This window comes from Winogradskyella immobilis, assembly GCF_021887715.1.
Taxonomy (GTDB): Bacteria; Bacteroidota; Bacteroidia; order Flavobacteriales; family Flavobacteriaceae; genus Winogradskyella; species Winogradskyella immobilis.
Window position 1 is genome coordinate 186,042 of sequence record NZ_JAIQXX010000002.1, and the last position, 24,565, is coordinate 210,606.

Consider the following 24,565-nt stretch of genomic DNA (forward strand, 5'->3'; position numbering starts at 1 on the left):
CAATGAAAGTGTTGTAACAAGTTGTGTTAACATGGTTTTAATACAAAAATACTTATGCCACCCATACCCAACAATACGCTTATAAGCGTATTTTTTTAATTAGAAATCAACGATCTTGGGTATGTTGAAGGAGTGTTCTAAGGAAACCATTTTAAACATTTCCATACTTACATCGAAGTATTTAAATCTAGATTATCGAGTAAAAAAATACTGGTAGCTTAAACAGTCTTTAAAATGTTTTATCTCTAGTTTTTTATAGATTCTGTTTCTATGTGTCCTTACAGTATTAAAAGAAGTTACTGTTAAATTGGCAATTTGCTTATTGGTATACCCTTTTAAGATAAGTTCTAAAATTTCTTTTTCGCGTTTGGTAAGGGTTTGAAATTTTAAAAAAAGCTGTGTGTCTTTTTTTAAATCTGGTATTAACTCTTGAAAGGTGTTTTCTAAACCTGAGAACTGATTAGCAATTAGAGCTATATTAATAGAAAAATGTTCGTCTACAATAGCTTTGTTTGTGAGATAAAAGGTGTTTGTATCGTATAATCTAGATTGCTGGAGGTTACTTAAAATAGCTTTTTCATCTGGGTTTCTATAAAACATAGCTGTTTTCAACCATGTTAGTTCTAAAAGTGGTTTATTAGAAATTTCTAAAAGATAATCTTTGCCTTCTTTAACCAACCTGTCCATTTCTGGAGCTGCTGATAAAAAATTATGGTTAACATAATTGTAATTGTGGGTGTTCTCGTTTTTAATAAATACTGGAAAAGGAAAAAAACCTTGCATTTCACTTTATTGTTTTTATACGAGTCTTTTAGTTTTAATAAATAGTGTCGAGATACAGCTATCTGTTCTTTTTCAGTATGTAATTTCATAAATAGGGTTAAAAAACTGCTTGAGCAACATCTTTGATAATGGTTTTTATATCTTCTGTAGCATCTACAGGATAGTGTCCACAATTTTTTATATTAATAACTTCGCATTTATTATTGCCTTCTTTAAAATGTGCTAAATAGTCTTTATTAATCATACAATCATTCTCTCCCACTAAAAGATATTTTGGAATATTTAGTGTTTTAAACAATGTGTACTCGTCTAATATGTTGTTATCAATTATTTCTGTAGCAATTTTTTCTCGTGTCAATGGGTTGGTTTCGATAAAACTATTTATAAACATCGTTTTATTACTGTCTTTTAAAATTAATTTATCTGCAGCTTTATATAATTCTGCTTTATCAAAAATACTCTTAAAAAAAACATTCAATTCTTTCACAGGCATAAAAGCTTCAGAAGTATTTATAGGTTTTTTTAAAGGAGCAGTGCCCATAACAATGAGCGCCTTAATGTTTTTTATAAACTTAGCAATTGAAATTGCTAAATGCCCTCCTAATGAGTGTCCAAAAACAATAATTTCACCTTCTATTTTATTTGCTAAATCTATTAAAAAGTTACAGTATGAATTAAAAGAAAAATCGTCTTCAGAGCTATAGTCTTGGTTTCTTCCATGACCAGGAAGGTCTATAGTTATTACATCATAATTTTCAAAACGCAACCAAGCGTCAAAAATTTGACTAGAAGATGAATTGCCATGTATACAAAATATTGTACCCTTAGTTTTCATTAATCATAACGTTTTTAAAACTAAAACCAGCTAAATATAGTAAAATACTTACAACTCAAAAAATCACAATAAAATCAAAACGTCTCTGCATTTTTTAGTCCTTTTTCTTATTTTGCACGTCTTATGAAATTATACCCTATACAGTCCGGAAATTTTAAACTCGATGGCGGAGCTATGTTTGGAGTAGTTCCCAAATCACTATGGCAACGTACAAATCCTGCGGATCAAAATAATATGATAGATATAGCGGCACGTTGTTTGCTTATTGAAGATGGTAATCGTCTTATTCTTATAGACACCGGTATGGGTAACAAACAAAGTGATAAGTTTTATGGCTACTACCATTTGTGGGGAGATGATTCTATAGATAAATCACTTGCGCATCATGGATTTCATAGAGATGATATTACAGATGTATTTATGACGCATTTGCATTTTGATCATTGTGGCGGAAGTATACAATGGAATAAGGACCGAACGGGTTATGAACCCGCTTTTAAAAACGCACATTTCTGGAGTAATATAAGTCATTGGCAATGGGCAACACAACCTAACCGCAGAGAAAAAGCGTCTTTTTTAAAAGAAAATATAATTCCGATGGAAGAAAGTGGTCAATTAAAGTTTACTGCACTTCCAGAACAACATATTTTAAAAGATTCTGCACTTGGTTTTGATATCTTTTTTGCAAACGGACATACCGAAAAACAAATGATTCCGATGATTCATTATAAGGGAAAAACTATTTGCTTTATGGCTGATCTATTACCAACAGTTGGTCATTTACCAATTCCATTTGTTATGGGTTATGATACTAGACCTCTATTAACTTTAGATGAAAAAGAATTGTTTTTAAATCTAGCGGCAGATCACAATTATTATTTATTTTTAGAGCACGATGCACATAACGAAATCATCACCGTTAAACATACTGAAAAGGGAGTAAGACATTATGAGACATTTACTTGTAACGCCCTTTTTAGTTAAAAAATTAATTGCATGAAAAACAACAAAATACTATTTGGAATAACTTTAGCATCAACATTAATTGTTGGCTGTGGTAGCAACCCTATTATTTCAACACCGGTAGAAAACATTGATAACTTTCATTTAAAAGTTTCAGAATTAACTGAAGCAGAAGCTAAAAATTGGGGGCATTTAGATCTTGTAAAAGATACTATTCCAGGAATGAGTGTTGATAAAGCCTATTCTGAAATTATAAAAGGAAAAAAAGGTACAAAGGTTATTGTTGCTGTAATTGATTCCGGTATAGATATAGATCATGAAGATTTAGATGGTGTAATTTGGACCAATAAAGACGAAATACCAAATAATGGAAAAGATGATGATAACAATGGTTATATTGATGATATTCATGGTTGGAATTTCTTAGGAGAAACCTACAAAGAACAATTAGAGCTTACAAGAATTATCGCTAATGGAAATTCAAACACTCCTGATTACGCAAAAGCAAAAGCAGCTTACGACAAAGAATTAAAAACTTGGCAAGAACGTAAAGCACAAAACGATCAAATATTACCGGTAATTAATAATTCTCATAGTGCTATTTCTAAACATTTAGGAAAAGAAGATTATACCTTAGAAGATGTTACTGCAATTAAATCCGTAGATCAGAACTTGTTAAGACATCAAAGTATTATTTCTCAAACTTTTGGTTTTGGCATTGGTACAATTAAAGAAACCATTGCTGTTTTTGATGAGCAGAAACAGCAAATAGACGATCAATTAAATTATAATCTCAACATTGCATTTAAAGGTCGTAAAACCGGAGATAACCCAGACGATTTAAATGACAAAGTAGGCTATGGAAACGGAAATGTAAAGCCAAAAGAAGCTTCTGAAAGCCATGGAACACATGTTTCTGGTATTATAGCTGCTGAACGCAACAATGGTTTAGGCGCTAATGGCGTTGCAAACAATGTTGAAATTATGGCAATTAGATCAACTCCGAGAGGAGATGAATACGATAAAGATGTGGCTTTAGCTATTAGATACGCTGTTGATAATGGTGCAAAAGTAATTAACGCCAGTTTTGGAAAATCGTTTTCTCCACACAGTGATTGGGTTAGAGACGCGCTTAAATACGCTTCAGATAATGATGTGGTTTTTGTTCATGCTGCGGGTAACGATTCTAAAAATGTTGATGTGGAATCTAATTTTCCTTCAGATCATGTAAACGGTAATGAAATTTCTAAAACCTATATTTCGGTAGGTGCTTTATCTTCAAAATACGGAAGTTCTATGGTAGCTAGTTTTTCTAACTATGGAATTAAAAATGTTGATATTTTTGCTCCAGGAGAAGCTATTTATTCTACCGTTCCGGAAAATGAATATCAAGAAAATAGCGGAACATCAATGGCAGCTCCTGGTGTAGCTGGTATTGTTGCTTTAATTCGGTCTCAATATCCTAAATTGAGTGCAGAAAAAGTAAAACAAGTTATTTTACAATCGGGCACACCTCTTAAAAATAAAGTTATTGTCGGCGGTGAAGCTTCCGATATACAAGCATTTTCTCAATTATCTAAAACAGGAAAAATTGCAAATGCATATAATGCACTAATTATTGCTTCTAAATTATAAACAACTAAAGATGAAAAGATTACTCACCACATTACTTACTTTAAGCATTTTTGCTTTTGGTTCAGAAACTGTAAATGCTCAAAATCATGGGTATTGGCAACAACATGTCGATTACAAAATGGAAATAGACATGAATGTTAATAATTATCAGTACAAAGGCAAACAAACCTTAGTATATACTAATAATTCGCCAGATGTATTAAACCGTGTGTATTACCACTTATATTTTAATGCCTTTCAACCAGGAAGTGAGATGGATGTACGCTCACTTACAATACAAGATCCTGATGGTAGAGTTAAAGACCGTATTAGTAAACTTCAACCTGATGAAGTTGGATATATAAAAGTTAATACTTTATCTCAAAACGGTACCGCAATAAGTTATAAAACAGTAGGCACAGTATTAGAGGTTGCCTTAAATAAATCTATTCAGCCTGGTGAGAAAGTTACTTTTGAAATGGATTTTGACGCACAAGTACCTGTTCAAATTCGTCGTTCTGGACGTAATAATGCTGAAGGTGTTTCGCTTTCTATGACGCAATGGTATCCTAAATTAGCTGAATATGATTTTGAAGGTTGGCATGCAGATCCTTACATAGGAAGAGAATTCCATGGAGTTTGGGGAGATTTTGATGTAAAACTAAGCATTGATAAAGATTATGTGGTTGGCGGAACTGGATATCTTCAAGGAGAACCAAAGGTTAATGGTACTAAAAAAACAATGCATTTTGTAGCGGCAAATGTTCATGACTTTACTTGGGCAGCTGACAAAGATTATATTCACGATACGATGCAAGTGCCTAATGGTCCTTTACTTCATTTTTATTATAAGAAAGATTTACCTGAAGATAATTTACAAAGCTGGAAAGATTTACAACTCGCAACTGTAAAATTAATGCAGTTTTTCTCAGAAAATGTAGGTAAGTATCCTTATGATCAATATTCAGTAATCCAAGGTGGAGATGGAGGTATGGAATATGCTATGTCTACATTAATTACAGGAAAAAGAAGTTATGGAAGTCTTTTAGGAGTTACTGCACATGAATTAGCACACACTTGGTTTCAATTTTTATTAGCTAGTAACGAAGCTAAACACGAGTGGATGGATGAAGGTTTTACAAGTTATATTTCTGCTTTAGCTATGAACGCTTTAAGAGACGAACCTAGAGCAAATCCTACTCTAGGATCGTATAGAGGTTATTTTAATTTAGCAAAATCTGGTAGAGAACAACCATTGACTACACATGCTGATCGTTATGACCTTAATGGGGTTTATAGTGCTGCTGCATACAGCAAAGGAGCTGTGTTTTTAGCTCAATTAGGTTATGTTATTGGTGAGGATAATTTAAAGAAAACCATAAAAAAATACTTTGATGACTTTTCATTTAAGCATCCAAAGCCTTTAGATATTGTTCGTACTGCAGAGCGTATTACTGATTTTGAACTCGATTGGTACCTCATCGATTTTGCGCAAACTACAAATACTATTGATTATGGAGTAAAAAATGTAGATGGTAAATCTATAACATTAGAGCGTGTTGGTTTAATGCCAATGCCTATAGATATTACTGTAACATATACAGATGGTTCTACTGAAGACTACTACATTCCTTTACGTATGATGCGTGGTTCTAAACCAACGTCAGCGACTATAGTAGATAATTGGGCATGGGCATATCCTACTTATACTTTTGATGCTTCAAAAGACGTAGCTTCTGTAGAAATTGATCCATCGCAAACAATGGCTGATATAAACAGAGATAATAATAAGAAATAAAGTTTAAGAATATTTAAACCTCGATAATCGAGTAATTAAATATTTAATTATAATTTTAAAACCTCTTCTTATAGAAGAGGTTTTTTATAATATATATGCGAAATACGTACCCTAAAAAAGAAAAGCTAAAAAGTAAAAAGTTAATTGAACAACTATTTACCGAGGGTAGATCTATTTCTATATATCCAATTCGATTAATCTATCTTAAAACAGACGATAAAGATGCTGTTTTATTAAAAACAGGTGTTTCTGTGAGTAAGCGTTTGCATAAAAAAGCAGTAACTAGAAATCGTATAAAACGATTACTAAGAGAAGCTTATCGCTTAAATAAGAATACATACTTTAACAAAAACACAACACCTTATACTTTTATGTTTTTGTACATTGGTAAAGAAGAAACAGATTTTAAGACTTTAGATCGGAAAATGAAGCTTCTATTAGAAAAATTTAAAAAACAAAACCCAGATGAAAAAGATCCTTCGTAAAAAAGTAATTTTTCCAATAACAATACTTCTTGTTTTTATTACAACATCTGCATACAACTCAAATTTCTTTGAAATAGCAAAACAAATAGAAATATTTACAACCATGTTTAAAGAACTCAACATGAATTATGTTGATGAAACTAATCCTGGTGATTTAATGGATACTGCTATAAAAAGTATGTTAGATGATTTAGATCCTTATACACGTTTTTATAATGAACAAGATGTGCAAGCTTCTCGAATAAATAATGCAGGTGATTATACTGGTATTGGCGCAAAAGTATTAACCCTTAAAGATAAACTGGTTATTGTAGAATCTTATAAAGATTACGCTGCGGATAAAGCAGGTTTAAAAGCAGGAGACGAAATTATTAAAGTAGATAATGTAATTGTTAAGGATTTTAAAGATGATGCTGGTAATTTATTACAAGGTGCGGCTGGGACCGATGTTACTGTAACTTATGTAAGACAAGGAAAAACAAACACGCTTAAAATTACTAGAGAATCTCTAGAAATCCATGCTGTTCCTCATTATTCTATGATTAATGATAATACTGGATATGTGGTTTTACGTGAATTTACAAGGAAAGCATCTTCTGAAACTATAAGTGCCATTCGGTCTTTAAAAAATCAAGGTGCAACACAATTGGTTTTAGATCTTAGAGGAAATCCTGGTGGACTATTAAGTGAAGCCGTAAATCTCGTTAATATTTTTGTCCCTAAAGAGCAGCTTGTAGTCACTACAAAATCTCAAGTAAAAAAATACAATAAAACCTATTATACATTAAGAGAACCTATAGACACAAAAATTCCACTAGTGGTTTTAATTGATGGTAAATCTGCATCCGCTAGTGAAATCGTTTCAGGAGCTTTACAAGATATGGACCGTGCTGTGGTTATTGGGTCTCGTAGCTTTGGAAAAGGGTTAGTACAGCGCCCAAAACCATTAACTTATGGTACACAAATGAAGATTACTATTTCTCGCTATTACACTCCTTCTGGGCGTTGTATCCAAGCTTTAGATTATTGGAATAGAGATGAAAACGGAAAAGCAACACGTACTAAAAAAGAAAATTATAAAGCTTTTAAAACAAGAAATGGACGTTCTGTTTTTGATGGTGGCGGAGTACAACCAGATATAGAAATAACACAATCTAAACAAACACCTATTAGTAAAGCTATTGAAGCCGAAAATCTCATATTTAATTTTTCTACAGATTATTTTTATAAAAATAAAGTTGAGGATTTAACGAGTTTTAGATTATCAGATTCAGATTTTAATAGCTTTAAATCGTATTTAAAACAAAACGGATTTAATTTTGAAACTAAAACAGAAAAAGCTTTTAATGAAGCTTTAGATGTTGCCAAAGAAGAAGAATTAAATACAACTATAAACTCTGAATATAGTAAATTAGTTAAAGCTATAGATAATTATAAAAACTCTGCTATAGACGCTAATAAAGCAAAACTATCTTCATTATTAACTGACGAAATAATTAAACGCTATTTTTATAGTGAAGGTTTATACGAATATTATACAGCTAATAACCCTGAAATTAAAAGAGCTTTAGATATTTTAAACAATCCTACCGAGTATAGTAGTATACTTAAATAATAAACGATCTCAGAGTAAGTTATTATTTTTATATTGTCTACTGTAAAAATAATAACATGCGGTTATTTGTTTTAATTACTTTTTTAAGTCTTCAATTTGCCTTTTCTCAAAAAGAGATGAAGCATATTGTATATTTTGAAACCGATAAATATACAATACTAGAAACAGAGCATTACCGTTTATTATTGTTTTTGTCTGAAATAGAATCTATTGATGTTAAAAAGATTTCTATCTATGGTTTTTGCGATGATCGTGGTAGTGATTCTTACAATTTAAAATTATCTAAAAATCGTGCTAATGCTATAAAAACCGTTTTTTCTAATAATGAAGTTGATGACAATCTTATTACTAATATTGATGGAAAAGGTGAGATACTTTTAAATATTATTAAAGAAACAAACGTTCAAAAAATTAGAGCACTCAATAGAAAAGTAGAAATTGTAGTCACTCAAGTTTTTCCACCTAGAAAAACCATTTTACCAAATACTAAAGTAGAAGAATTATTAACTGGAGATTTAAAAGTCGGTGATAATATTCAGATTGAAAATCTATTATTTAAAACGGGTTATAGTTATCTCGTTCCAGAATCTATTGAAGTTTTAAATAGAATTGCCGCTATTTTATTACAGAGAAGAGATATTAGTTTTACCATTCAAGGTCATGTGTGTTGTACTAATGGTACTAGAGATGCTTTAGATAGAAAAACCAAAAAACGAAATTTATCTGTTGCTCGTGCTAAATATGTTTATGATTTTTTAGCAAATAAAGGAGTTAGTAGAAACCGTATGAAGTATGTGGGTTTAAAACGTAAATATCCGCTTGGTGGTTTACCAGAATACGATAGACGTGTAGAACTATTAATTACAGCTGTTAAAAAGTAATTACACTCTCAACATTTTAATATGTGGAATACCATCTTCAAGATACTCCTCGCCTAGTTCAAAAAACAATAAATTATTATAAAAACGTTTTAAATACACTTGCGCGGATAAAAGAATCTTTGTGGTATTAAATTTGGTTTTTATAGCATCTATAGAAGCATTCATAATATCATAACCATACTGGTATTGTCGTTCATTTTCTACAACCACTACTCTACCAATACTTGCTTCATTAAAATAATCACCTGCTTTAAATATACGTGTATATGCTACTAATTTTTCATTTTTATAACCTAAAACATGAAGTGATTTTTGGTCTTTTCCATCAATGTCTTGATATACACAATCTTGTTCAACTACAAAAACTTCACTTCGTAATTGAAGTAAATTATAAAGTTGAAGTGTCGTTAAGTCTTCAAATGTTTTTACACTTATACTTAACAAGACATTGGTATTTTATCTACTCTATTTTGATGACGACCACCTTCAAATTTTGTGTTTAAAAACGTATCTACCATTTTTAAAACTTGAGGGATTGCAGTATATCTTGCAGGAATACAAATAATATTTGCATTATTATGCTGACGTGTTAATTCGGTAATTTCACTCATCCAACAAATACCAGCACGCACATTTGGGTATTTGTTAGCCGTCATCGCCACACCATTAGCAGAACCACAAATTAATATACCAAAATCAACTTTACCATCATTAACATCTTTAGCAACCGGATGCACAAAATCTGGATAATCCACACTATCTAAAGTATCTGTACCATAATTTTTTACAGTAATATTTTTAGATTTTAAATGCTCTACAATAGCTTCTTTATAATCTGGTCCGGCATGATCATTACCTATAGAAATTGTCATCTAATTAGTTTTTTAATTAGTTTCCTTAAAAACGGAAATCTAGTTTATCTTAGTTATTACAAAATTACAAATAAATAAAGTTGGTTAATAGAAATAGGTATTACATGTTAATAAGTGTTTACAACTATTTAAAATAAAAATTAGGTTATCAATTAAATTTTTACAAACCAAAATAGAAATGTATTAACCAAAAAAGTAATCGTATTTTTTCACTTTAGTTTTTAAATATTAAAACACAGATACCAACAATATTTTAAGTATTACTTATTAAAATTTTTATGTTTAATAGGTTTATAAACATCTGTTAATAGTAAATGTAATATTACTATAAATAAGCATATTATAATAATAACAATATGTTAATAGAATACATTGAATTATATATACAACAAAATGTTACAAAAGTTATACTAACTATTAACAGACTATAATAATCATTATTTTATTTTTTAAATTTTAAAAGAAAAATTAATATGATTATATAAATGTGGATAACTGTAATTTTAAATTCATTTAACTATTACAAAACATCATTAAATAATTAAAACGTAAATTTGCATAAACTTAATTAAAAAAGACATTATTAATTTGTCTTTCCTGCCTTTGCAGGAAACCACTTCTTCCTCTTAATATTAAGTTTAAAATGAAGAATTCCTATCACTTTTAGGAAATGAAAATGATTATAAATAATAAATGACAAGAAAGAAAAAAAAGAAATCTAAAAATAAGATTTCTAATTACGTAAATACAATTCTAAGTATTTTAAAAAAAGAACGCAATCAAACTTTTAATTACAAACAAATTGCTGCTAAACTAGGAGTTAATGATGCGAGTAGCCGCAATCAAATCATTAAAACATTACATAAATTAGCTGCTAAGCAAGAGATTGAAGATCTTGGTCGTGGTAAATATAAAGCTGTAGTTACTGCAGAATATTACACAGGTATATTTGATGCCTCTAATAAAGGTAGTGGTTATATAATAACTGATGATTTTGAAGATGATATTTTTATAGCTTCAAATAATGTTAACAAGGCTTTAAATGGTGATGAAGTAGAATTTTATCTCTACAGAAGAAAGCATCGTGGAAAAACAGAAGGAGAAATTACTAATATTATTAAGCGTGCAAAAACGGAATATGTAGGTACAATTCAAATACAAGACAAAAAGAATTTTGCCTTTGTAGTTGCCGATAGTACTAAGATGTATAAAGATATTTTTGTACCCATTAATAAAATAAATAAAGCAGAAGACGGAGATAAGGTTTTAGTCGGTTTACAAGATTGGCCAGATAAAGCAGATTCTCCTTATGGTAAAGTACTAAAGGTTTTAGGTAAACCTGGTGAGCACAGTACTGAAATACATGCCATACTAGCTGAATATGGTTTGCCTTCAGAATTTCCACACGAGGTAGAAGAGTTTGCAAACCAATTAGATACTTCTATTACAGAAAAAGAAATTGAAAAACGTAGAGATATGCGTAAAGATTTAACCTTTACCATTGATCCTAAAGATGCAAAAGATTTTGATGATGCATTATCATTTACTGCGTTAGATGATGGTTTATACGAAATAGGCATTCATATAGCAGATGTCTCTCATTATTTACAACCAAACACGGTTTTAGACGATGAAGCTTATGAGCGCGCAACATCTATTTATTTAGTAGATCGGGTAGTGCCAATGCTACCAGAAGTACTCTCTAATGGAGCGTGTTCATTAAGACCACATGAAGAAAAATATACATTTTCTGCGGTGTTTAAAATGAATGATAAATGCGAAATTAAACACCAATGGTTTGGCAGAACAGTGACCTATTCTGATGCACGTTTTGCATACGAAGAAGCACAAGCTATTATTGAAAATAATCCAAATGTCACACTGAGCGCAGTCGAAGTGTCTCAACTTAATACTACAATTCCTCAAGAAGTTTCACTCACAGGAAAAGAATACAATACATCAAAAGATATTGCATATGCTGTTTTAAAATTAGATGAATTAGCTAAAAAAATGCGAGTAAAGCGTATGGGATCTGGCGCTATTTCTTTTGATAAAGTTGAGGTAAAATTTAATTTAGACGAAGCGGCAAATCCTGTAGGTATTCATTTTAAAACGAGTAAAGAGGCTAACAAACTTATTGAAGAATTTATGTTGTTGGCCAACCGTAAAGTATCAGAATTTATAGGTAAGCAATCACCAAAAAAGACCTTTGTATATCGTGTGCACGATGAGCCAGATGATGCTAAATTGGCTGCATTACAAAATGTAGTAGGGCGTTTTGGGCATAAGCTCAATTTTAAAGATCGAAAAACAGTAGCGTCTTCACTTAATAATTTATTAAAAGATGTTCAAGGAAAAAAAGAACAAAATTTAGTAGATACTTTAGCGATTCGTACCATGTCTAAAGCAGAATATACCACGCATAATATTGGGCATTATGGTTTGGCTTTCGATTATTACAGCCACTTTACTTCACCGATTCGGCGTTATCCAGACGTGATGGCACATCGTCTATTACAGCAGTATTTAGATGGTGGAAAATCAGCTAATGAAGATGAGTACGAAGAAAAATGCAACCATAGTAGCAATATGGAAAACTTAGCAACCAAAGCGGAGCGAGATTCTATTAAGTATATGCAAATTCGGTTTATGCAAGATCATCAAGACGAGGAATTTGTTGGTGTTATTTCTGGTGTTACAGATTGGGGAATCTATGTAGAAATTATATCTAATAAATGTGAAGGCATGGTTAGCGTTAGAGATATGAAAGATGATCACTATTATTTTGATCAAGATCATTACGCTATGGTTGGAAAAAACACCAAAACTATGTACCAACTTGGAGAAGAAGTTGTTGTAAAAGTAAAAAACACAGATTTAGTAAAAAAACATCTCGATTTTACCTTAATAGGAAAACCAGAAGCCGATTAATTTTAAGTTTTGGTGTAACATTTTATTAAAATGATATTCTAATTACTAAAGACTTAAGATTATGGAAAAAGATACCTGTAGCACTTGCGGTTCAACTAAAATTATTCATGATGCAGCCATTGCAGACTTAGCACACGGAAATCAAAAAAAAGAGTTATCAATTCACATTCAAAAAACAGATAACAGATTTTTTAATAAATTTGAAAAAGGAGCGTTAAAAGCTAAGATCTGTTGCTCTTGCGGAAAAGTAGATCTTTCTGTAGAAAACCCTCAAGCATTATGGGAAGCACATCTAAAAACTAAAAACATATGATATTAACAACAACAAATTCAATTGAAGGTTTTAAAATAGAAGACTATTTAGGTATTGTAACTGGCGTTGCACTAAACGAAGAAACATTAAGTGCTAGTTTTAGCATGTCTAAATACATGAAAAAAATACAAGTTAGCGTTGATAACGTTAAAGAAATAGCATTTAAAAGACTTCAAGAAAATGCTAAAAAATTAAAAGCCAATGCTGTTGTTGGTATTAAAGTAGAAGTAGAGTTAACAACCCATAATTACCCTATGGTTTCCGTTACAGGAACCGCAGTAAAAGTAGCTGTTTAAGTATGAGTCAAAATTTAAAAGCCAATATCATATATTTTGGAAGCTTCTTCGTTATATTTATTTGTGCGAAGCTTGTTTTAACTAATCTATTTAAAATAGAAAGTGGTTTTATTACCGGGTTTATTGCAGTAGTAATAGCTTCTGTTTTTTCTCCAAGAAAACAAGTGGTACAAAAACAATCTGGAGAAGAAATTCAATTCAAATGGATATTTAGCAAACGTGTTTTTGTTGTTAAATAATTTATAAATGTAACAAATACAGTTTAGCACGGTCTTTGTTATGAGTACTTTTAATATTTAAAACAAAAAAACATAAAGACATGAAAAATATAGCACTAGCATTTGCCTTAATATTTGCATTAACGATCAACGCACAAGATGCAATAAAAAAGGACATTGGTGAATTTACAGAAGTAAAAGCTTTTGATTTAATCAATCTTAAAATGATTAAATCGAATAGAAACAGTGTAGAAATTACAGGTAAAAATAGAGGTGATGTTAATATTGTTAATAAAAACGGAAAGTTAAAAATCCGTATGGATGTTGAAGAAATTTATGATGGTAATGATACCGTAGTAATACTTTATTTTACGGGTGTTGAAACTATTGACGGAAACGAAGGTGCGGAAATTACTGTTGAGACACCTATTAAACAATTCGAAATTAATTTAAAAGCTCAAGAAGGCGCAGAAATTACAGTTGAGGCTAACACCTCATATGCAAAAATTAAATCGGTTACAGGTGGTATAATTAACCTTACGGGCAAGTCTAAAAAACAAGATATTAATGTGTCTACAGGCGGTGTTTTTAATGCGCAAGAATTTACAACAGAATTTACAGAGGTTTCAATTAGTGCAGGCGGTGAAGCTAGGGTTAATGCCTCAGAAAAAGTAGACATAAAAATAAAAGCTGGTGGAGATGTTTTTGTCTACGGAAACCCTAAGTTAATTGATGAAAAACGAGTTCTTGGTGGTCGTGTAAAACGCATGTAAATTATAACAACACTTTTACTATTTTTGTCTAAACCACTAAACTTAGATGTTAGACGATATTTTAACAGCCATACCTTTTGGTGTTATTCTAGCTTTTACAATTGGACCTGTATTTTTTGTGCTCTTGGAAACCAGTGCAACAAAAGGGATTAAGAGTGCGTTAATTTTCGATTTTGGTGTAATTCTAGCAGATGTTGTATTTATTCTTTTAGCCTTTTTTAGCACCAACAAATTAGTAGAAAAAATAAAAGACGATCCTAGTTTTCTCATTTTTGGAGGAATGCTTTTAGTGGTTTACGGAGTTATTTCATTTATTAAAACCTCAAAGTCTTTTAGAGTGATTGTTAGAGAATACCATAAAGTAGAAATTCAAAAAGACTACGGAAAACTCTTTATAAAAGGATTTTTACTCAATTTTATTAACATAGGTGTGCTTTTAGGGTGGCTAGGCTTTATAGTTATAGGGACGTCATTAACAACATCAGAAAATGGAGCGATTATTTTTGTAAGCACCATGTTAACCACTTATTTTATAACAGACCTTTTTAAAATTGTAGCTGCAAAACGTTTAAGAACCAAACTGACGCCAAGACGTATTTTTAAGACCAAAAAAATTATCGCTCTCGCTATTTTAGGCTTTGGTGTTTTGCTTTTAACACAAGGCTTGTTTCCAGAAATGTACGAGAAAAGCAAAGAACAAATTGAAAAGATAAGTCCTATAAAAGAGTAAAAATACAACCTTAATATTATTAACTATCGAGTTCTTTAGAGTTTTAAATAAACAAGAAGTCTTGAAGATTTTAAGAGGTATCGAGCGGATTCGAACCGGAATACTTTAATCTAAATTTTCTTAAAATTTTAAACAAATAAAAAGCTCTTAACAAAGTTAAGAGCTTTAAAATAGAAGAGGTATCGAGTGCCCCAAAGCATCAGGAGAACCGTTGTAGATGGTGTGGTTATTTAATTTATTTTTTCTAAAAATATAATAAAAAAACCCTCAAGATATCTTGAAGGTTTTAAGAGGTATCGAGCGGATTCGAACCGGAATACTTTAATCTAAATTTTCTTAAAATTTTAAATAAATAAAAGCCCTTAACAAGGTTAAGAGCTTTAAAATAGATGAGGTATCGAGTGCCCCAAAGTATCAGGAGAACTGCTGTAGATGATGTGGTTATTTAATCTATTTTTTCTAAAAATATAATAAAAAAACCCTCAAGATATCTTGAAGGTTTTAAGAGGTATCGAGCGGATTCGAACCGCTGTAGATGGTGTTGCAGACCACTGCCTAGCCACTCGGCCACGATACCTTATTGTGTGGGCAAATATAAAAATAATTAGCTTTTTACACTATTTACTACGCTTTTTTCGCTTTTTAGTCATTTTAACCCTAACCATAGCAACATCACCGCCAATAGGTGGGTTAATTTTACTAACGCTTACAGTGGCTTTAGAAACCATTTTATCTTCATTAATAATACGATTTAAAATGCGCTCAGCAACAGTTTCTAAAAGCTTAGATGCTGTTTTCATTTCTTCAATAACAACATTGTTTAAAAACACGTAATCTACAGTATCTGAGAGTTCGTCAGTTTTAGCAGAAGGTTTTAAATTTGCTTTTATTTCTAGATCTACACGATAATCACTTCCTATTTTGGTTTCTTCAGGTAAACAGCCATGATAGGCATAAACACGGATGTTTTCAAGTTGTATTAATCCCATAAGACAAAGTTATAAAATAAACTTGTCTGGTCGAGCGCAGTCGAGACCTAAATAATCTTTTTTGTTAAAACCTTTCAACTGATTAAAGGATACCGATGTATTAATTAGTTGGTAAAAAAGTCAAAAACATTACTAAGAGCACTAGTCTTAGCCTTAAAAAATTCAGTATAAGAACAGCGCGAACATGTTACAGAAGTAAATTTTTTGTTTTGCACATCAAAAATTTTAGACAAAGTGCCGCCAGTAGCACGCATTTGTCCAACCTCAAAATCACGATTATCGCATTTTGGGCATTTATAATTTCGGTTTGTCATAATATGTGTTTACCTATAAGTAGTGTAGCTTATAGAATTGTTACAGCTTATGTTTTCTTAATAAAGCGATCTAAAGCATAAGTATCTTTTTCTAATGGAATCATCATTAAAAAGATTAAAAAGGCACTTCTCACAAAAACATGTTGTAAATCCCAAATAGGAGATTGTAAACCATGACCAAAAGAGACAATAAGTAATATCAATGCAATACCTAAGTAGGCATATTTTCTAAAAAGGCCTAAAATTAACAGCAATCCAAAAATAAATTCCCCATAAGTAGTAAAATATGCTGCAAACTTTAAAACAAAAGTTGGTAAAAAAGTGTCTTGATAAGCTTCAAAACCTTTATAAACGTTTTCAAATTTGAAAGTGAAAATCTTTCCATAACCTTGCCAAAATAAAATAAGCCCTAATAAAAGTCGAGTAAATAGTGTTGAGATGTTTGTATTCATAATCAATGTTAGTTTATGTAAAAATATAAATTAAAATTTATCTAATTTTGTCACACTTACAATGCGTTATAGATTTTATGTCAGAACACACAAAAACACTCAATTTTATTGAGCATATTATAGAAGAAGATTTAGCGAATGGTTTACCAAAAGAAAACCTTCGTTTTCGTTTTCCTCCTGAACCTAATGGATATTTGCATATTGGTCACACAAAAGCTATTGGTATTAGTTTTGGGTTGGGTGAAACGTATAACGCACCAGTCAATCTTCGTTTTGATGATACCAATCCGGCAAAAGAAGAACAAGAATATGTAGATGCCATAAAGCGCGATATTGCTTGGCTAGGCTATCAATGGGAAAATGAATTGTATTCATCAGATTATTTTCAGAAGTTGTTTGATTGGGCCGTTCAGATGATAAAAGATAAGAGAGCTTACGTAGACTCACAATCGTCTGAGGCTATGGCCGAGCAAAAAGGAACTCCAACACAAGTAGGTGTTAATAGTCCTTTTAGAAATCGTTCTGTTGAAGAAAATCTAGATTTATTTTTACGTATGAAAGCGGGGGAGTTTCCAGCAGGCACACATGTATTACGTGCCAAAATAGATATGGAAGACCCTAATATGTTAATGCGAGATCCGTTAATGTATCGTATTCTATATGCACATCACCACCGAACAGGAGACGATTGGTGTATTTACCCGATGTACGATTGGACGCATGGTGAAAGCGATTATATAGAACAAATTTCACATTCATTGTGCTCGTTAGAATTTAAACCACATAGAAAATTATACAATTGGTTTAGAGACCATGTGTATAATTATGATAAAGAAAACCTTCCATTAGCACCTAAACAAAGAGAATTTGCCAGACTAAATTTAAGTTACACCATTATGAGCAAACGTAAATTATTGCGTTTGGTAGAAAACAATATTGTAACCGGTTGGGATGACCCACGAATGCCTACAATTTCGGGGTTAAGACGACGAGGCTATACTCCAAATTCTATTAGAAAGTTTATTGAAAAAGTAGGTGTCGCTAAACGAGAAAACGTTATTGATGTATCCTTGTTAGAATTTTGCATTAGAGAAGATTTAAATAAAACAGCCAATAGAGTTATGGCGGTTTTAAACCCTGTTAAGGTTGTTATTACCAATTATCCTGAAGGAAAAGAAGAGTGGTTAGATGCAGAGAATAATCCTGAAGATAATATGGCTGGCCATAGAAAAGTGCCATTTTCTAAAGAAATCTATATTGAAAAAGAAGATTTTAAGGAAGAAGCAAGTAATAAATTTTTTAGATTAAAACTAGGAGGTAAAGTTCGTTTAAAGAACGCTTATATTATAAAAGCAAATACTGTTGTTAAAGATGATGCAGGTAACGTTACTGAAATTCATTGTACTTATGATACAGATACCTCTAAAAAAGTAAAGGGTACATTACACTGGGTGTCTATTGCGCATGCTATAAAAGCAGAAATACGAGAATACGATCGCTTATTTATGCATGAAGCTCCAGACGGAGATAAGGACAAAGACTATATGGATTATATTAATCCAAGTTCGCTAATTATAAAGACCGGGTTTTTAGAACCAAGTTTGGGTGATGTAAAAGTAGGTGAACAGTACCAGTTTCAACGTTTGGGTTACTTTAATGTTGATAATGATTCAACATCAAAAAAAATAGTATTTAATAAAACTGTTGGTCTTCGTGATAACTGGGCAAAGCAAACCCGTGCTGAGCATGGTCGAAGCAAACCAAAGCCACAACAAAATAATAATCAACAAAAACAACCACAACAAGAACGACCTGCATTAAGCATAATTCAGCAATTAGGTAAAAAATACACAAACCTTCCTGAAGAGAAACGTCTTAAATCGAGATCTGAAATCTTAAAATTGGCAGAGAAGGTCACTTATGAAGAATTAGAACCTTTATTTGGCACGGCAGCAAAGAAAGCAGGAACACGTATTGCTGTAACACTTGTATTGGGAGTATTGCTTAATAATGGGCAAGAAAAAAATGAATCAATAGAGAATTTTATAACAAAAGCATTAGAAGATAAGAATGAATTGTTAGTTGAAGAAGCAACAAAACTATAATTACATTCTGTTTTTTAAATAAGAAAGCGCGCTGATAATTTAATTCAGCGCGCTTTCTCTTTTTCTTAGCAATTTTTATTATATCTGTTTACTGTCTTCCTGCAGATCTTCTTTGGTTTTGAGACAATTCGTCATCAGCATCTAAGTCAGCAGCAAAACTTGGGTAAGTTATTGGCCTTAATCCATTTGCATCAATTGGGTGTAAAATTACCCAGTCGTACCATCTGTTATTTCCACCTGTAGCTCTTTGAGGAATAACATAACCACCGTCATTTAAAGCAACTCCTCCATTGTTAAGATTGAATTGGATACCTCTTCCATTTTCAGCTTCTAAATCCGCAACATCACCTTCTAATAAAGGAACATATTGGTCTCCATTAGCATCTACGAATCCGATAAAAACAGGTCTTTCAGATGCATCAAAACCTCCTTGTACTCCTAAACCAGCACCAGCTACAGCCGCAAATACTGCAAATCTTTCAGCTACAATGTTTCCATTTCCACGAACTATTGGTTGATTTACATTTTGGAAACCATCTAATTCTATCCAATATTGTGTTCTTCCTTGGTCTTGGTTTGTAATTAATCTTGCAGTACCATTATTAGTTGTAGCAGCAATTCCTTGATCTAGAGCTGTTCTATCTTCAAGGTCAAAAACATTCCAAATTTGTTTTCTTGGCATTAAATCAGAAGCATCTAAATCTGCAACAATACCAGGCATAGATGTATCAGCGCCTGTTGCTGGATAAATAACAATCCAATCAAACATACGTCCAGAAGCAGCAGGACCAGGAGGTGTTGTTAATGGAATAAAGATAGTGCCTCCATCATTAGTAATAGTAAAAGGAGCAGTACCTTCTAAATTCATTACTTGTCTAGGTCTTTCATCTTCAGCAAAACCATTTTGAGTATCTAAAGATGCTCCAGCCACAGTAGTATACACATAGTACTCAGTACCCGCAGAGTCCGAAGTATTGAAGCTAGAAAGTTCATAGAAGAAATGATTGTTTTCATCTCTAATTAAAACAGCATCACCAACACCAATGTCTCCAGGGTTTCTGTTTACACGACGATCTTCAATATCGAAGTTGTTCCAAATGTCTTCTACAAACCCAAATGGAGCAGTAGATTGTGCAGGTGGGTTTTCTCCATCTTCACCGTCTTCACCATCTTGTCCATCTCTTCCGTCAAGACCATTAATTCCATCTTGACCATTTTGACCATCTAATCCATCTTCTCCCTCACATGATATAGCGAAAAGACTTCCAATTAATAATAATATTAAAAAACTTACTTTTTTCATTTTTATTGATTTTTTTGTTTAACGGTGCAAAGAAACAGTAAGAGTAAAGTGTCGGCATTAAAAAGTTAGTTGAGAAGGAAAAATCACAGTTAAAAATGAAATTTTTAGATTAAAAATTTTTCTAGATAATGTTATTTTTTAACGATGATAATTAATTATTTAACATATAAACATTTGATATTCAGTTATTTAAATAATCATTTGTTTAACATTTAAAAACACAAACATTTAAAAACGAATAAAATAATGACATTACATAATTCAATCCCAAATAAGTTTATATAATATTATTTATGAGCTAAAATCGACCTTATTTGTTTAAAAAACAGTCAAACTAATTAGGGAATATTGAAATGTAATTAAATAACTCCTATATAGGCTTTTAGAGGTTTTTTGTATTTTTATTGAACTACAAACTAAAAACTATAGAATTATGGAATTACCAATTAATCTCATAACGATTCCTGTAGCTGCAGTTGCAGCATTATTAATTGGAGCGTTATGGTACAATCCAAAAATAGGATTTGGAAATGTTTGGATGCGAGAATCTGGAATGACGGAAGAAAAAATGAAAACAGGAAAGATGGGAGTCATCTTTGGACTTTCATTACTTTTTGCAGCTTTATTGGCGTTACTTTTAATGAATTTTACCAATCACCAATGGGGAGCTTTTGGTATGGTTGGGGCAGAACCTGAGCTTGCGAAACCTTCTTTTGAAGCGTTTATGAATGATTACGGAATGGCCTATAGAACGTTCAAACATGGCGCACTTCATGGGTCTATGTTTGGTGTTTTTGGCGCACTTCCAATTATAGGAACTATTGCCTTATTTGAACGCAAGAGCGTAAAATATATATTAGTTAATTCAGGATATTGGGTTGTAACCTTAGCGGTTATGGGATCAATAATTTGCGGATGGGTATAAAACGAATAAATAAAACCTCATACACATAGTTATGAGGTTTTATATTTATTAAGTGATAAGCGATCTTATTTATTTAACTTTTTATTCTCTTTAGCTTGTTTCATGGCTTCGCCGATTTCGTTACTGGCTGCAAAACTAGCCACCATATCATTAAGCATATTGCTTCCTGCTTGTGGAGAATTTGGTAATAAAATTAAGTTACTATTAGTTTCTCCACCAATAGCTTGTAGAGTATCGTAATGTTGTGTAACAACAATTAATGCCGAAGCTTCTTGAGAATTAATACCAACTTTATTTAAAACTTCTACAGACTCTTCTAAACCTCGAGCAATTTCACGACGCTGATCTGCAATACCTTGTCCTTGTAAACGCTTACTTTCTGCCTCTGCTTTTGCTTTTTCTACAATTAAAATACGCGCAGCATCACCTTCAAACTGTGCCGCTATTTTTTCGCGCTCAGAAGCATTAATTCTATTCATGGCTTCTTTTACCTGAGCATCAGGATCTATATCGGTGACTAAAGTTTTAATAATGTCGTAACCGTAGGTCATCATAGCTTCGTTTAATTCAGACTTTACAGCAATAGCAATATCATCTTTACGCACAAAGACATCATCAAGTTTCATTTTAGGAACTTCAGCACGCACCACATCAAACACATAAGATGTAATTTGGTCGTGAGGATAATCTAATTTATAAAAGGCATCATAGACCTTGTCTTTAATGACTTTGTATTGCACAGAAACCTTAAGACGTACAAATACATCATCTAAAGTTTTAGTTTCTATTATCACATCTAATTGTTGAATTTTTAGACTTAATCGGCCAGAAATACGATCTACTAAAGGGATTTTCATTTGTAAACCAGATTGACGAATACTTTGAAATCGACCAAAACGTTCAATAACCGCAGCCGTTTGCTGTTTAACAATAAAGAAAGCAGATGCTAAAATAAGTAATGATAAAAATGCAATAGGAATTAAATAATAAGGCATAACAAGTGTTTTTAATGGTTAAACATGTATTGAAACTAAATTTAAACTATATTTTCTGAGGAATCTATCTTTTTATATAAAAAGAGTTTCAGAATGGTGATTTTTTAAATTTAGGAGTGGTTTTTAATTTTTTTGATTAGGTTTGTTTTTAAGATTAATAGCATGAAAAACACAACCACCAATCTATTAGTAGTATTTATACTACTATTTGTTACATTTTCTAATGCACAACGCTATCGTATTCAAAATGGAATAGGAGTTTATGGTGGCATTACTCAATTTGATATTAGCACTGATGATTTTGTAACTAACAGCGGGAGCGGCTGGCAAGGAGGTTTAGCAGCTACAGTAGATTTGCCTCACCGTTGGTATAATGTAAGTTATAATATTCAGCTGTCTGAAAACAAGTTAGACTTTAGTGCGGCACCAACTTCTGGAGGAGTAAATGAATTTGTAGAACACAAAATATTTACAGCTCAAGTTGCACTTATAGGGCACCTAAAGCTTATTAAAAATTATTTAACAATAGATGCCGGACCAATGGTTCAGTATAATAGCCAATTAGATATCAATGACGAGAGTAAAGAAAATTATATTTTAGAAGGTTTTACAGACTTAACCCTAGATGATATTGAAGAAATCTCTCAAGTTCATGTCAATGGAGCTGTTGGAGTCACAGCTGGTATTGATAATTTTAAAGTTAGAGCGCAATACATTTATGGATTAACGAATATCTTTAATAACCTAAATAAATCTAATCAGTCCGCAGGAAGCGGAACAGATTTTAAGGGTAATCAGACAATGTTGGTATTCTCAGCGATGTTTATTTTTTAAGAATAAGTTTAAAAAGCGTGTATTAAGTCTTCAATGCGTTTTACGGTTTCATTTTTACCAATTAAAAACATAATATCAAACACATCAGGACCTTGTAAAGCTCCAACCAAAGCTAAGCGAAGAGGCATCATTACTTTCCCAAAACCAATTTCGTTATCTGTAATCCAACCTTTAATTTTCGATTCTAAATTCTGAACAGTAAACTCTTTAGTAACAGTTATAATATTAATAAGCTCTTGCAAAATAGCTTTTGTACCTTCTTTTAAAGCTTTTTTAGATGCTTTTTCATCATAACTGTTCGGAGCAACAAAAAAGAAATGACTTAAGTGCCAAAAGTCAGATACAAATGTGGTACGTTCTTTAATTAAATCAACAACTAAGGCAATATAGTTAACATCAATTTCATTTAACTCGGGATGTAGTGCTTTAAAATCTTTGGTTAAATTTAAAGAGAGTTGCGTTTGCATATATTGATGGTTGAACCATTTGGTTTTATCCGGATCAAAACGTGCTCCTGTTTTATTAACTCTTGTTAAATCAAAATCAGAAATAAGTTGCTCTAAATTAAATAATTCTTGTTCTGTACCAGGATTCCATCCCAAAAAAGCTAAAAAGTTTATAACCGCTTCAGGGAAATAACCATCTTCTTTATAACCGCGAGAGACATCGTTGGTTTTTGGATCTGTCCATGCTAATGGAAAAACAGGAAAACCTAGCTTATCTCCATCACGTTTACTTAATTTTCCTTTTCCTGTAGGTTTTAAAATTAGTGGTAAATGTGCAAATTGAGGTGCTTCCCAACCAAAAGCATTGTACAAAAGTTGATGCAATGCAAGAGATGGTAACCATTCTTCACCACGAATCACATGTGTGATTTCCATTAAATGATCATCAACAATATTCGCTAGGTGATAAGTAGGCATACCATCACTTTTAAATAAGATTTTATCATCTAGCACATTGGTATCAATAGAAATATCACCACGTATAATGTCTTTTAAATGTAACGTTTCATCTTGTGGAGATTTAAAGCGTATAACATAATGCTCTCCAGCATTAATTTTTTCTTGTGTTTCTTTTTCAGAAAGGACTAAAGAGTTTACTAAGCGTCCTTTTTCTCTGTTGTGCCAATTATAAATAAATGTTTTCCCTTTTGCTTCATGGTTTTTTCTTTCTATATCTAAGGCTTCAGAGGTGTCAAATGCGTAATAAGCATTACCAGAAGCGATAAGCTTATCGGCATATTGCTTGTATAAGTGTTTGCGTTCACTTTGTCTATATGGTCCAAACGTTTCATTTTTATTTGGACCTTCGTCAAAAGGAATACCACACCAATTTAAGGATTCTACAATATAGTCTTCAGCACCTTCTATATAACGATTTTGATCGGTGTCTTCAATTCGCAAAACAAACGTACCATTGTGTTTTTTAGCAAATAAATAATTGAACAAAGCAGTTCTTACACCACCAATATGTAAAGGTCCTGTTGGGCTTGGTGCAAAACGCACACGTACATTTTTAGACATATATTGTAAATTAAA

At 31.8% G+C, this 24,565-nt stretch carries 25 protein-coding genes and 1 tRNA gene; 15 read left to right on the top strand and 11 right to left on the bottom strand.

The window, feature by feature from the left end:
- Positions 1 to 192: 192 nt before the first annotated feature.
- Positions 193 to 783 (bottom strand): response regulator transcription factor, encoded by a 591-nt coding sequence (locus K8Z87_RS02405; RefSeq protein ID WP_227475876.1) that lies wholly within the window; start codon positions 781 to 783, stop codon positions 193 to 195.
- Positions 784 to 880: 97 nt separating this feature from the next.
- Entirely contained in the window at positions 881 to 1,618 is a 738-nt protein-coding gene (locus K8Z87_RS02410; RefSeq protein WP_227475877.1) for an alpha/beta fold hydrolase, read from the bottom strand.
- A 123-nt stretch (positions 1,619 to 1,741) separates the two neighbouring features.
- Between K8Z87_RS02410 and K8Z87_RS02415 the strand changes: the two genes are divergently transcribed.
- The 6 genes from K8Z87_RS02415 (at position 1,742) to K8Z87_RS02440 (ending at position 8,974) form a co-directional block, all read left to right on the top strand.
- Positions 1,742 to 2,602 (top strand): MBL fold metallo-hydrolase, encoded by an 861-nt coding sequence (locus tag K8Z87_RS02415; RefSeq protein WP_227475878.1) that lies wholly within the window; start codon positions 1,742 to 1,744, stop codon positions 2,600 to 2,602.
- 12 nt (positions 2,603 to 2,614) lie between these two features.
- Entirely contained in the window at positions 2,615 to 4,216 is a 1,602-nt protein-coding gene (locus K8Z87_RS02420) for a S8 family peptidase (protein WP_227475879.1), read from the top strand.
- A gap of 10 nt (positions 4,217 to 4,226) precedes the next feature.
- Positions 4,227 to 5,993, top strand: coding sequence for a M1 family metallopeptidase (locus tag K8Z87_RS02425; RefSeq protein WP_227475880.1), 1,767 nt, complete (start codon positions 4,227 to 4,229; stop codon positions 5,991 to 5,993).
- A 95-nt stretch (positions 5,994 to 6,088) separates the two neighbouring features.
- Positions 6,089 to 6,478 carry a ribonuclease P protein component gene (gene rnpA / locus K8Z87_RS02430; protein ID WP_227475881.1) on the top strand — a complete coding sequence of 130 codons (390 nt, stop codon included), beginning with the start codon at positions 6,089 to 6,091 and terminating at the stop codon, positions 6,476 to 6,478.
- Positions 6,459 to 8,093 carry a S41 family peptidase gene (locus K8Z87_RS02435; protein WP_227475882.1) on the top strand — a complete coding sequence of 545 codons (1,635 nt, stop codon included), beginning with the start codon at positions 6,459 to 6,461 and terminating at the stop codon, positions 8,091 to 8,093. Before rnpA ends, K8Z87_RS02435 begins: the two co-directional genes overlap by 20 nt.
- Before the next feature lie 56 nt (positions 8,094 to 8,149).
- Positions 8,150 to 8,974, top strand: a complete 825-nt coding sequence (locus K8Z87_RS02440; protein WP_227475883.1) for an OmpA family protein — start codon at positions 8,150 to 8,152, stop codon at positions 8,972 to 8,974.
- On the opposite strand, the gene K8Z87_RS02445 is transcribed toward K8Z87_RS02440, so the two are convergent.
- Positions 8,975 to 9,418: a GNAT family N-acetyltransferase gene (locus tag K8Z87_RS02445; protein ID WP_227475884.1), complete on the bottom strand. Its 444-nt coding sequence runs from the start codon at positions 9,416 to 9,418 to the stop codon at positions 8,975 to 8,977.
- A complete protein-coding gene (gene rpiB / locus K8Z87_RS02450) occupies positions 9,412 to 9,846 on the bottom strand; it encodes a ribose 5-phosphate isomerase B (RefSeq protein WP_227475885.1) in 435 nt (144 codons plus the stop codon). The genes K8Z87_RS02445 and rpiB overlap by 7 nt, the downstream gene beginning before the upstream one ends.
- Before the next feature lie 693 nt (positions 9,847 to 10,539).
- Here rpiB and rnr point away from each other — a divergent pair.
- The 6 genes from rnr (at position 10,540) to K8Z87_RS02480 (ending at position 15,107) form a co-directional block, all read left to right on the top strand.
- The gene (rnr, locus tag K8Z87_RS02455) at positions 10,540 to 12,777 is read left to right on the top strand and encodes a ribonuclease R (RefSeq protein ID WP_227475886.1); all 2,238 of its coding nucleotides are present in this window, start codon (positions 10,540 to 10,542) and stop codon (positions 12,775 to 12,777) included.
- A gap of 61 nt (positions 12,778 to 12,838) precedes the next feature.
- Positions 12,839 to 13,090: a hypothetical protein gene (locus K8Z87_RS02460; protein ID WP_227475887.1), complete on the top strand. Its 252-nt coding sequence runs from the start codon at positions 12,839 to 12,841 to the stop codon at positions 13,088 to 13,090.
- Positions 13,087 to 13,386 (top strand): YbjQ family protein, encoded by a 300-nt coding sequence (locus tag K8Z87_RS02465; protein ID WP_227475888.1) that lies wholly within the window; start codon positions 13,087 to 13,089, stop codon positions 13,384 to 13,386. Before K8Z87_RS02460 ends, K8Z87_RS02465 begins: the two co-directional genes overlap by 4 nt.
- A 2-nt stretch (positions 13,387 to 13,388) precedes the next feature.
- Positions 13,389 to 13,625 (top strand): hypothetical protein, encoded by a 237-nt coding sequence (locus K8Z87_RS02470; protein WP_227475889.1) that lies wholly within the window; start codon positions 13,389 to 13,391, stop codon positions 13,623 to 13,625.
- A gap of 80 nt (positions 13,626 to 13,705) precedes the next feature.
- Positions 13,706 to 14,377 carry a head GIN domain-containing protein gene (locus K8Z87_RS02475; RefSeq protein WP_227475890.1) on the top strand — a complete coding sequence of 224 codons (672 nt, stop codon included), beginning with the start codon at positions 13,706 to 13,708 and terminating at the stop codon, positions 14,375 to 14,377.
- 46 nt (positions 14,378 to 14,423) lie between these two features.
- Positions 14,424 to 15,107 (top strand): LysE family translocator, encoded by a 684-nt coding sequence (locus K8Z87_RS02480; protein ID WP_227475891.1) that lies wholly within the window; start codon positions 14,424 to 14,426, stop codon positions 15,105 to 15,107.
- A gap of 506 nt (positions 15,108 to 15,613) precedes the next feature.
- Here K8Z87_RS02480 and K8Z87_RS02485 read toward each other — a convergent pair.
- From K8Z87_RS02485 to K8Z87_RS02500, 4 genes are all read right to left on the bottom strand, one after another.
- Positions 15,614 to 15,684: transfer RNA gene (locus K8Z87_RS02485), tRNA-Cys, on the bottom strand.
- A 40-nt stretch (positions 15,685 to 15,724) separates the two neighbouring features.
- Positions 15,725 to 16,096 carry a dihydroneopterin aldolase gene (gene folB, locus K8Z87_RS02490; protein WP_227475892.1) on the bottom strand — a complete coding sequence of 124 codons (372 nt, stop codon included), beginning with the start codon at positions 16,094 to 16,096 and terminating at the stop codon, positions 15,725 to 15,727.
- A 104-nt stretch (positions 16,097 to 16,200) separates the two neighbouring features.
- The gene (locus K8Z87_RS02495; protein WP_227475893.1) at positions 16,201 to 16,410 is read right to left on the bottom strand and encodes a zinc ribbon domain-containing protein; all 210 of its coding nucleotides are present in this window, start codon (positions 16,408 to 16,410) and stop codon (positions 16,201 to 16,203) included.
- Between the two features lie 47 nt (positions 16,411 to 16,457).
- Positions 16,458 to 16,862: a DoxX family membrane protein gene (locus tag K8Z87_RS02500; protein WP_227475894.1), complete on the bottom strand. Its 405-nt coding sequence runs from the start codon at positions 16,860 to 16,862 to the stop codon at positions 16,458 to 16,460.
- A 77-nt stretch (positions 16,863 to 16,939) separates the two neighbouring features.
- On the opposite strand from K8Z87_RS02500, the gene K8Z87_RS02505 reads away from it, so the two are divergent.
- Positions 16,940 to 18,967 (top strand): glutamine--tRNA ligase/YqeY domain fusion protein, encoded by a 2,028-nt coding sequence (locus tag K8Z87_RS02505; RefSeq protein ID WP_227475895.1) that lies wholly within the window; start codon positions 16,940 to 16,942, stop codon positions 18,965 to 18,967.
- Positions 18,968 to 19,055: 88 nt separating this feature from the next.
- On the opposite strand, the gene K8Z87_RS02510 is transcribed toward K8Z87_RS02505, so the two are convergent.
- Positions 19,056 to 20,270 (bottom strand): hypothetical protein, encoded by a 1,215-nt coding sequence (locus tag K8Z87_RS02510; RefSeq protein WP_227475896.1) that lies wholly within the window; start codon positions 20,268 to 20,270, stop codon positions 19,056 to 19,058.
- Positions 20,271 to 20,703: 433 nt separating this feature from the next.
- On the opposite strand from K8Z87_RS02510, the gene K8Z87_RS02515 reads away from it, so the two are divergent.
- On the top strand, positions 20,704 to 21,195 hold the full coding sequence (locus tag K8Z87_RS02515) for a DUF1761 domain-containing protein (RefSeq protein WP_227475897.1): 492 nt from the start codon (positions 20,704 to 20,706) through the stop codon (positions 21,193 to 21,195).
- A 65-nt stretch (positions 21,196 to 21,260) separates the two neighbouring features.
- Here K8Z87_RS02515 and K8Z87_RS02520 read toward each other — a convergent pair whose 3' ends face one another.
- Complete coding sequence (locus K8Z87_RS02520) at positions 21,261 to 22,190, bottom strand: SPFH domain-containing protein (RefSeq protein WP_227475898.1); 930 nt, start codon at positions 22,188 to 22,190, stop codon at positions 21,261 to 21,263.
- Between the two features lie 162 nt (positions 22,191 to 22,352).
- On the opposite strand from K8Z87_RS02520, the gene K8Z87_RS02525 reads away from it, so the two are divergent.
- Positions 22,353 to 23,024, top strand: a complete 672-nt coding sequence (locus K8Z87_RS02525) for a hypothetical protein (RefSeq protein WP_227475899.1) — start codon at positions 22,353 to 22,355, stop codon at positions 23,022 to 23,024.
- Positions 23,025 to 23,032: 8 nt separating this feature from the next.
- Here K8Z87_RS02525 and gltX read toward each other — a convergent pair whose 3' ends face one another.
- Positions 23,033 to 24,550: a glutamate--tRNA ligase gene (gene gltX / locus K8Z87_RS02530; RefSeq protein ID WP_227475900.1), complete on the bottom strand. Its 1,518-nt coding sequence runs from the start codon at positions 24,548 to 24,550 to the stop codon at positions 23,033 to 23,035.
- Positions 24,551 to 24,565: the final 15 nt, after the last annotated feature.

What these genes read in the sequence shown, in the direction of transcription:
- K8Z87_RS02525 (WP_227475899.1), top strand. Translation starts at nt 22,353, where the DNA reads ATGAAAAACACAACCACCAATCTATTAGTAGTATTTATACTACTATTT.
- K8Z87_RS02470 (WP_227475889.1), top strand. Translation starts at nt 13,389, where the DNA reads ATGAGTCAAAATTTAAAAGCCAATATCATATATTTTGGAAGCTTCTTC.
- K8Z87_RS02440 (WP_227475883.1), top strand. Translation starts at nt 8,150, where the DNA reads ATGCGGTTATTTGTTTTAATTACTTTTTTAAGTCTTCAATTTGCCTTT.
- K8Z87_RS02495 (WP_227475893.1), bottom strand. Translation starts at nt 16,410, where the DNA reads ATGACAAACCGAAATTATAAATGCCCAAAATGCGATAATCGTGATTTT.
- K8Z87_RS02415 (WP_227475878.1), top strand. Translation starts at nt 1,742, where the DNA reads ATGAAATTATACCCTATACAGTCCGGAAATTTTAAACTCGATGGCGGA.
- K8Z87_RS02425 (WP_227475880.1), top strand. Translation starts at nt 4,227, where the DNA reads ATGAAAAGATTACTCACCACATTACTTACTTTAAGCATTTTTGCTTTT.
- K8Z87_RS02510 (WP_227475896.1), bottom strand. Translation starts at nt 20,270, where the DNA reads ATGAAAAAAGTAAGTTTTTTAATATTATTATTAATTGGAAGTCTTTTC.
- gltX (WP_227475900.1), bottom strand. Translation starts at nt 24,550, where the DNA reads ATGTCTAAAAATGTACGTGTGCGTTTTGCACCAAGCCCAACAGGACCT.
- K8Z87_RS02515 (WP_227475897.1), top strand. Translation starts at nt 20,704, where the DNA reads ATGGAATTACCAATTAATCTCATAACGATTCCTGTAGCTGCAGTTGCA.
- K8Z87_RS02475 (WP_227475890.1), top strand. Translation starts at nt 13,706, where the DNA reads ATGAAAAATATAGCACTAGCATTTGCCTTAATATTTGCATTAACGATC.
- K8Z87_RS02465 (WP_227475888.1), top strand. Translation starts at nt 13,087, where the DNA reads ATGATATTAACAACAACAAATTCAATTGAAGGTTTTAAAATAGAAGAC.
- K8Z87_RS02505 (WP_227475895.1), top strand. Translation starts at nt 16,940, where the DNA reads ATGTCAGAACACACAAAAACACTCAATTTTATTGAGCATATTATAGAA.
- folB (WP_227475892.1), bottom strand. Translation starts at nt 16,096, where the DNA reads ATGGGATTAATACAACTTGAAAACATCCGTGTTTATGCCTATCATGGC.
- rnpA (WP_227475881.1), top strand. Translation starts at nt 6,089, where the DNA reads ATGCGAAATACGTACCCTAAAAAAGAAAAGCTAAAAAGTAAAAAGTTA.
- K8Z87_RS02435 (WP_227475882.1), top strand. Translation starts at nt 6,459, where the DNA reads ATGAAAAAGATCCTTCGTAAAAAAGTAATTTTTCCAATAACAATACTT.
- K8Z87_RS02460 (WP_227475887.1), top strand. Translation starts at nt 12,839, where the DNA reads ATGGAAAAAGATACCTGTAGCACTTGCGGTTCAACTAAAATTATTCAT.
- K8Z87_RS02480 (WP_227475891.1), top strand. Translation starts at nt 14,424, where the DNA reads ATGTTAGACGATATTTTAACAGCCATACCTTTTGGTGTTATTCTAGCT.
- rpiB (WP_227475885.1), bottom strand. Translation starts at nt 9,846, where the DNA reads ATGACAATTTCTATAGGTAATGATCATGCCGGACCAGATTATAAAGAA.
- K8Z87_RS02405 (WP_227475876.1), bottom strand. Translation starts at nt 783, where the DNA reads ATGCAAGGTTTTTTTCCTTTTCCAGTATTTATTAAAAACGAGAACACC.
- K8Z87_RS02420 (WP_227475879.1), top strand. Translation starts at nt 2,615, where the DNA reads ATGAAAAACAACAAAATACTATTTGGAATAACTTTAGCATCAACATTA.
- K8Z87_RS02410 (WP_227475877.1), bottom strand. Translation starts at nt 1,618, where the DNA reads ATGAAAACTAAGGGTACAATATTTTGTATACATGGCAATTCATCTTCT.
- K8Z87_RS02520 (WP_227475898.1), bottom strand. Translation starts at nt 22,190, where the DNA reads ATGCCTTATTATTTAATTCCTATTGCATTTTTATCATTACTTATTTTA.
- K8Z87_RS02500 (WP_227475894.1), bottom strand. Translation starts at nt 16,862, where the DNA reads ATGAATACAAACATCTCAACACTATTTACTCGACTTTTATTAGGGCTT.
- rnr (WP_227475886.1), top strand. Translation starts at nt 10,540, where the DNA reads ATGACAAGAAAGAAAAAAAAGAAATCTAAAAATAAGATTTCTAATTAC.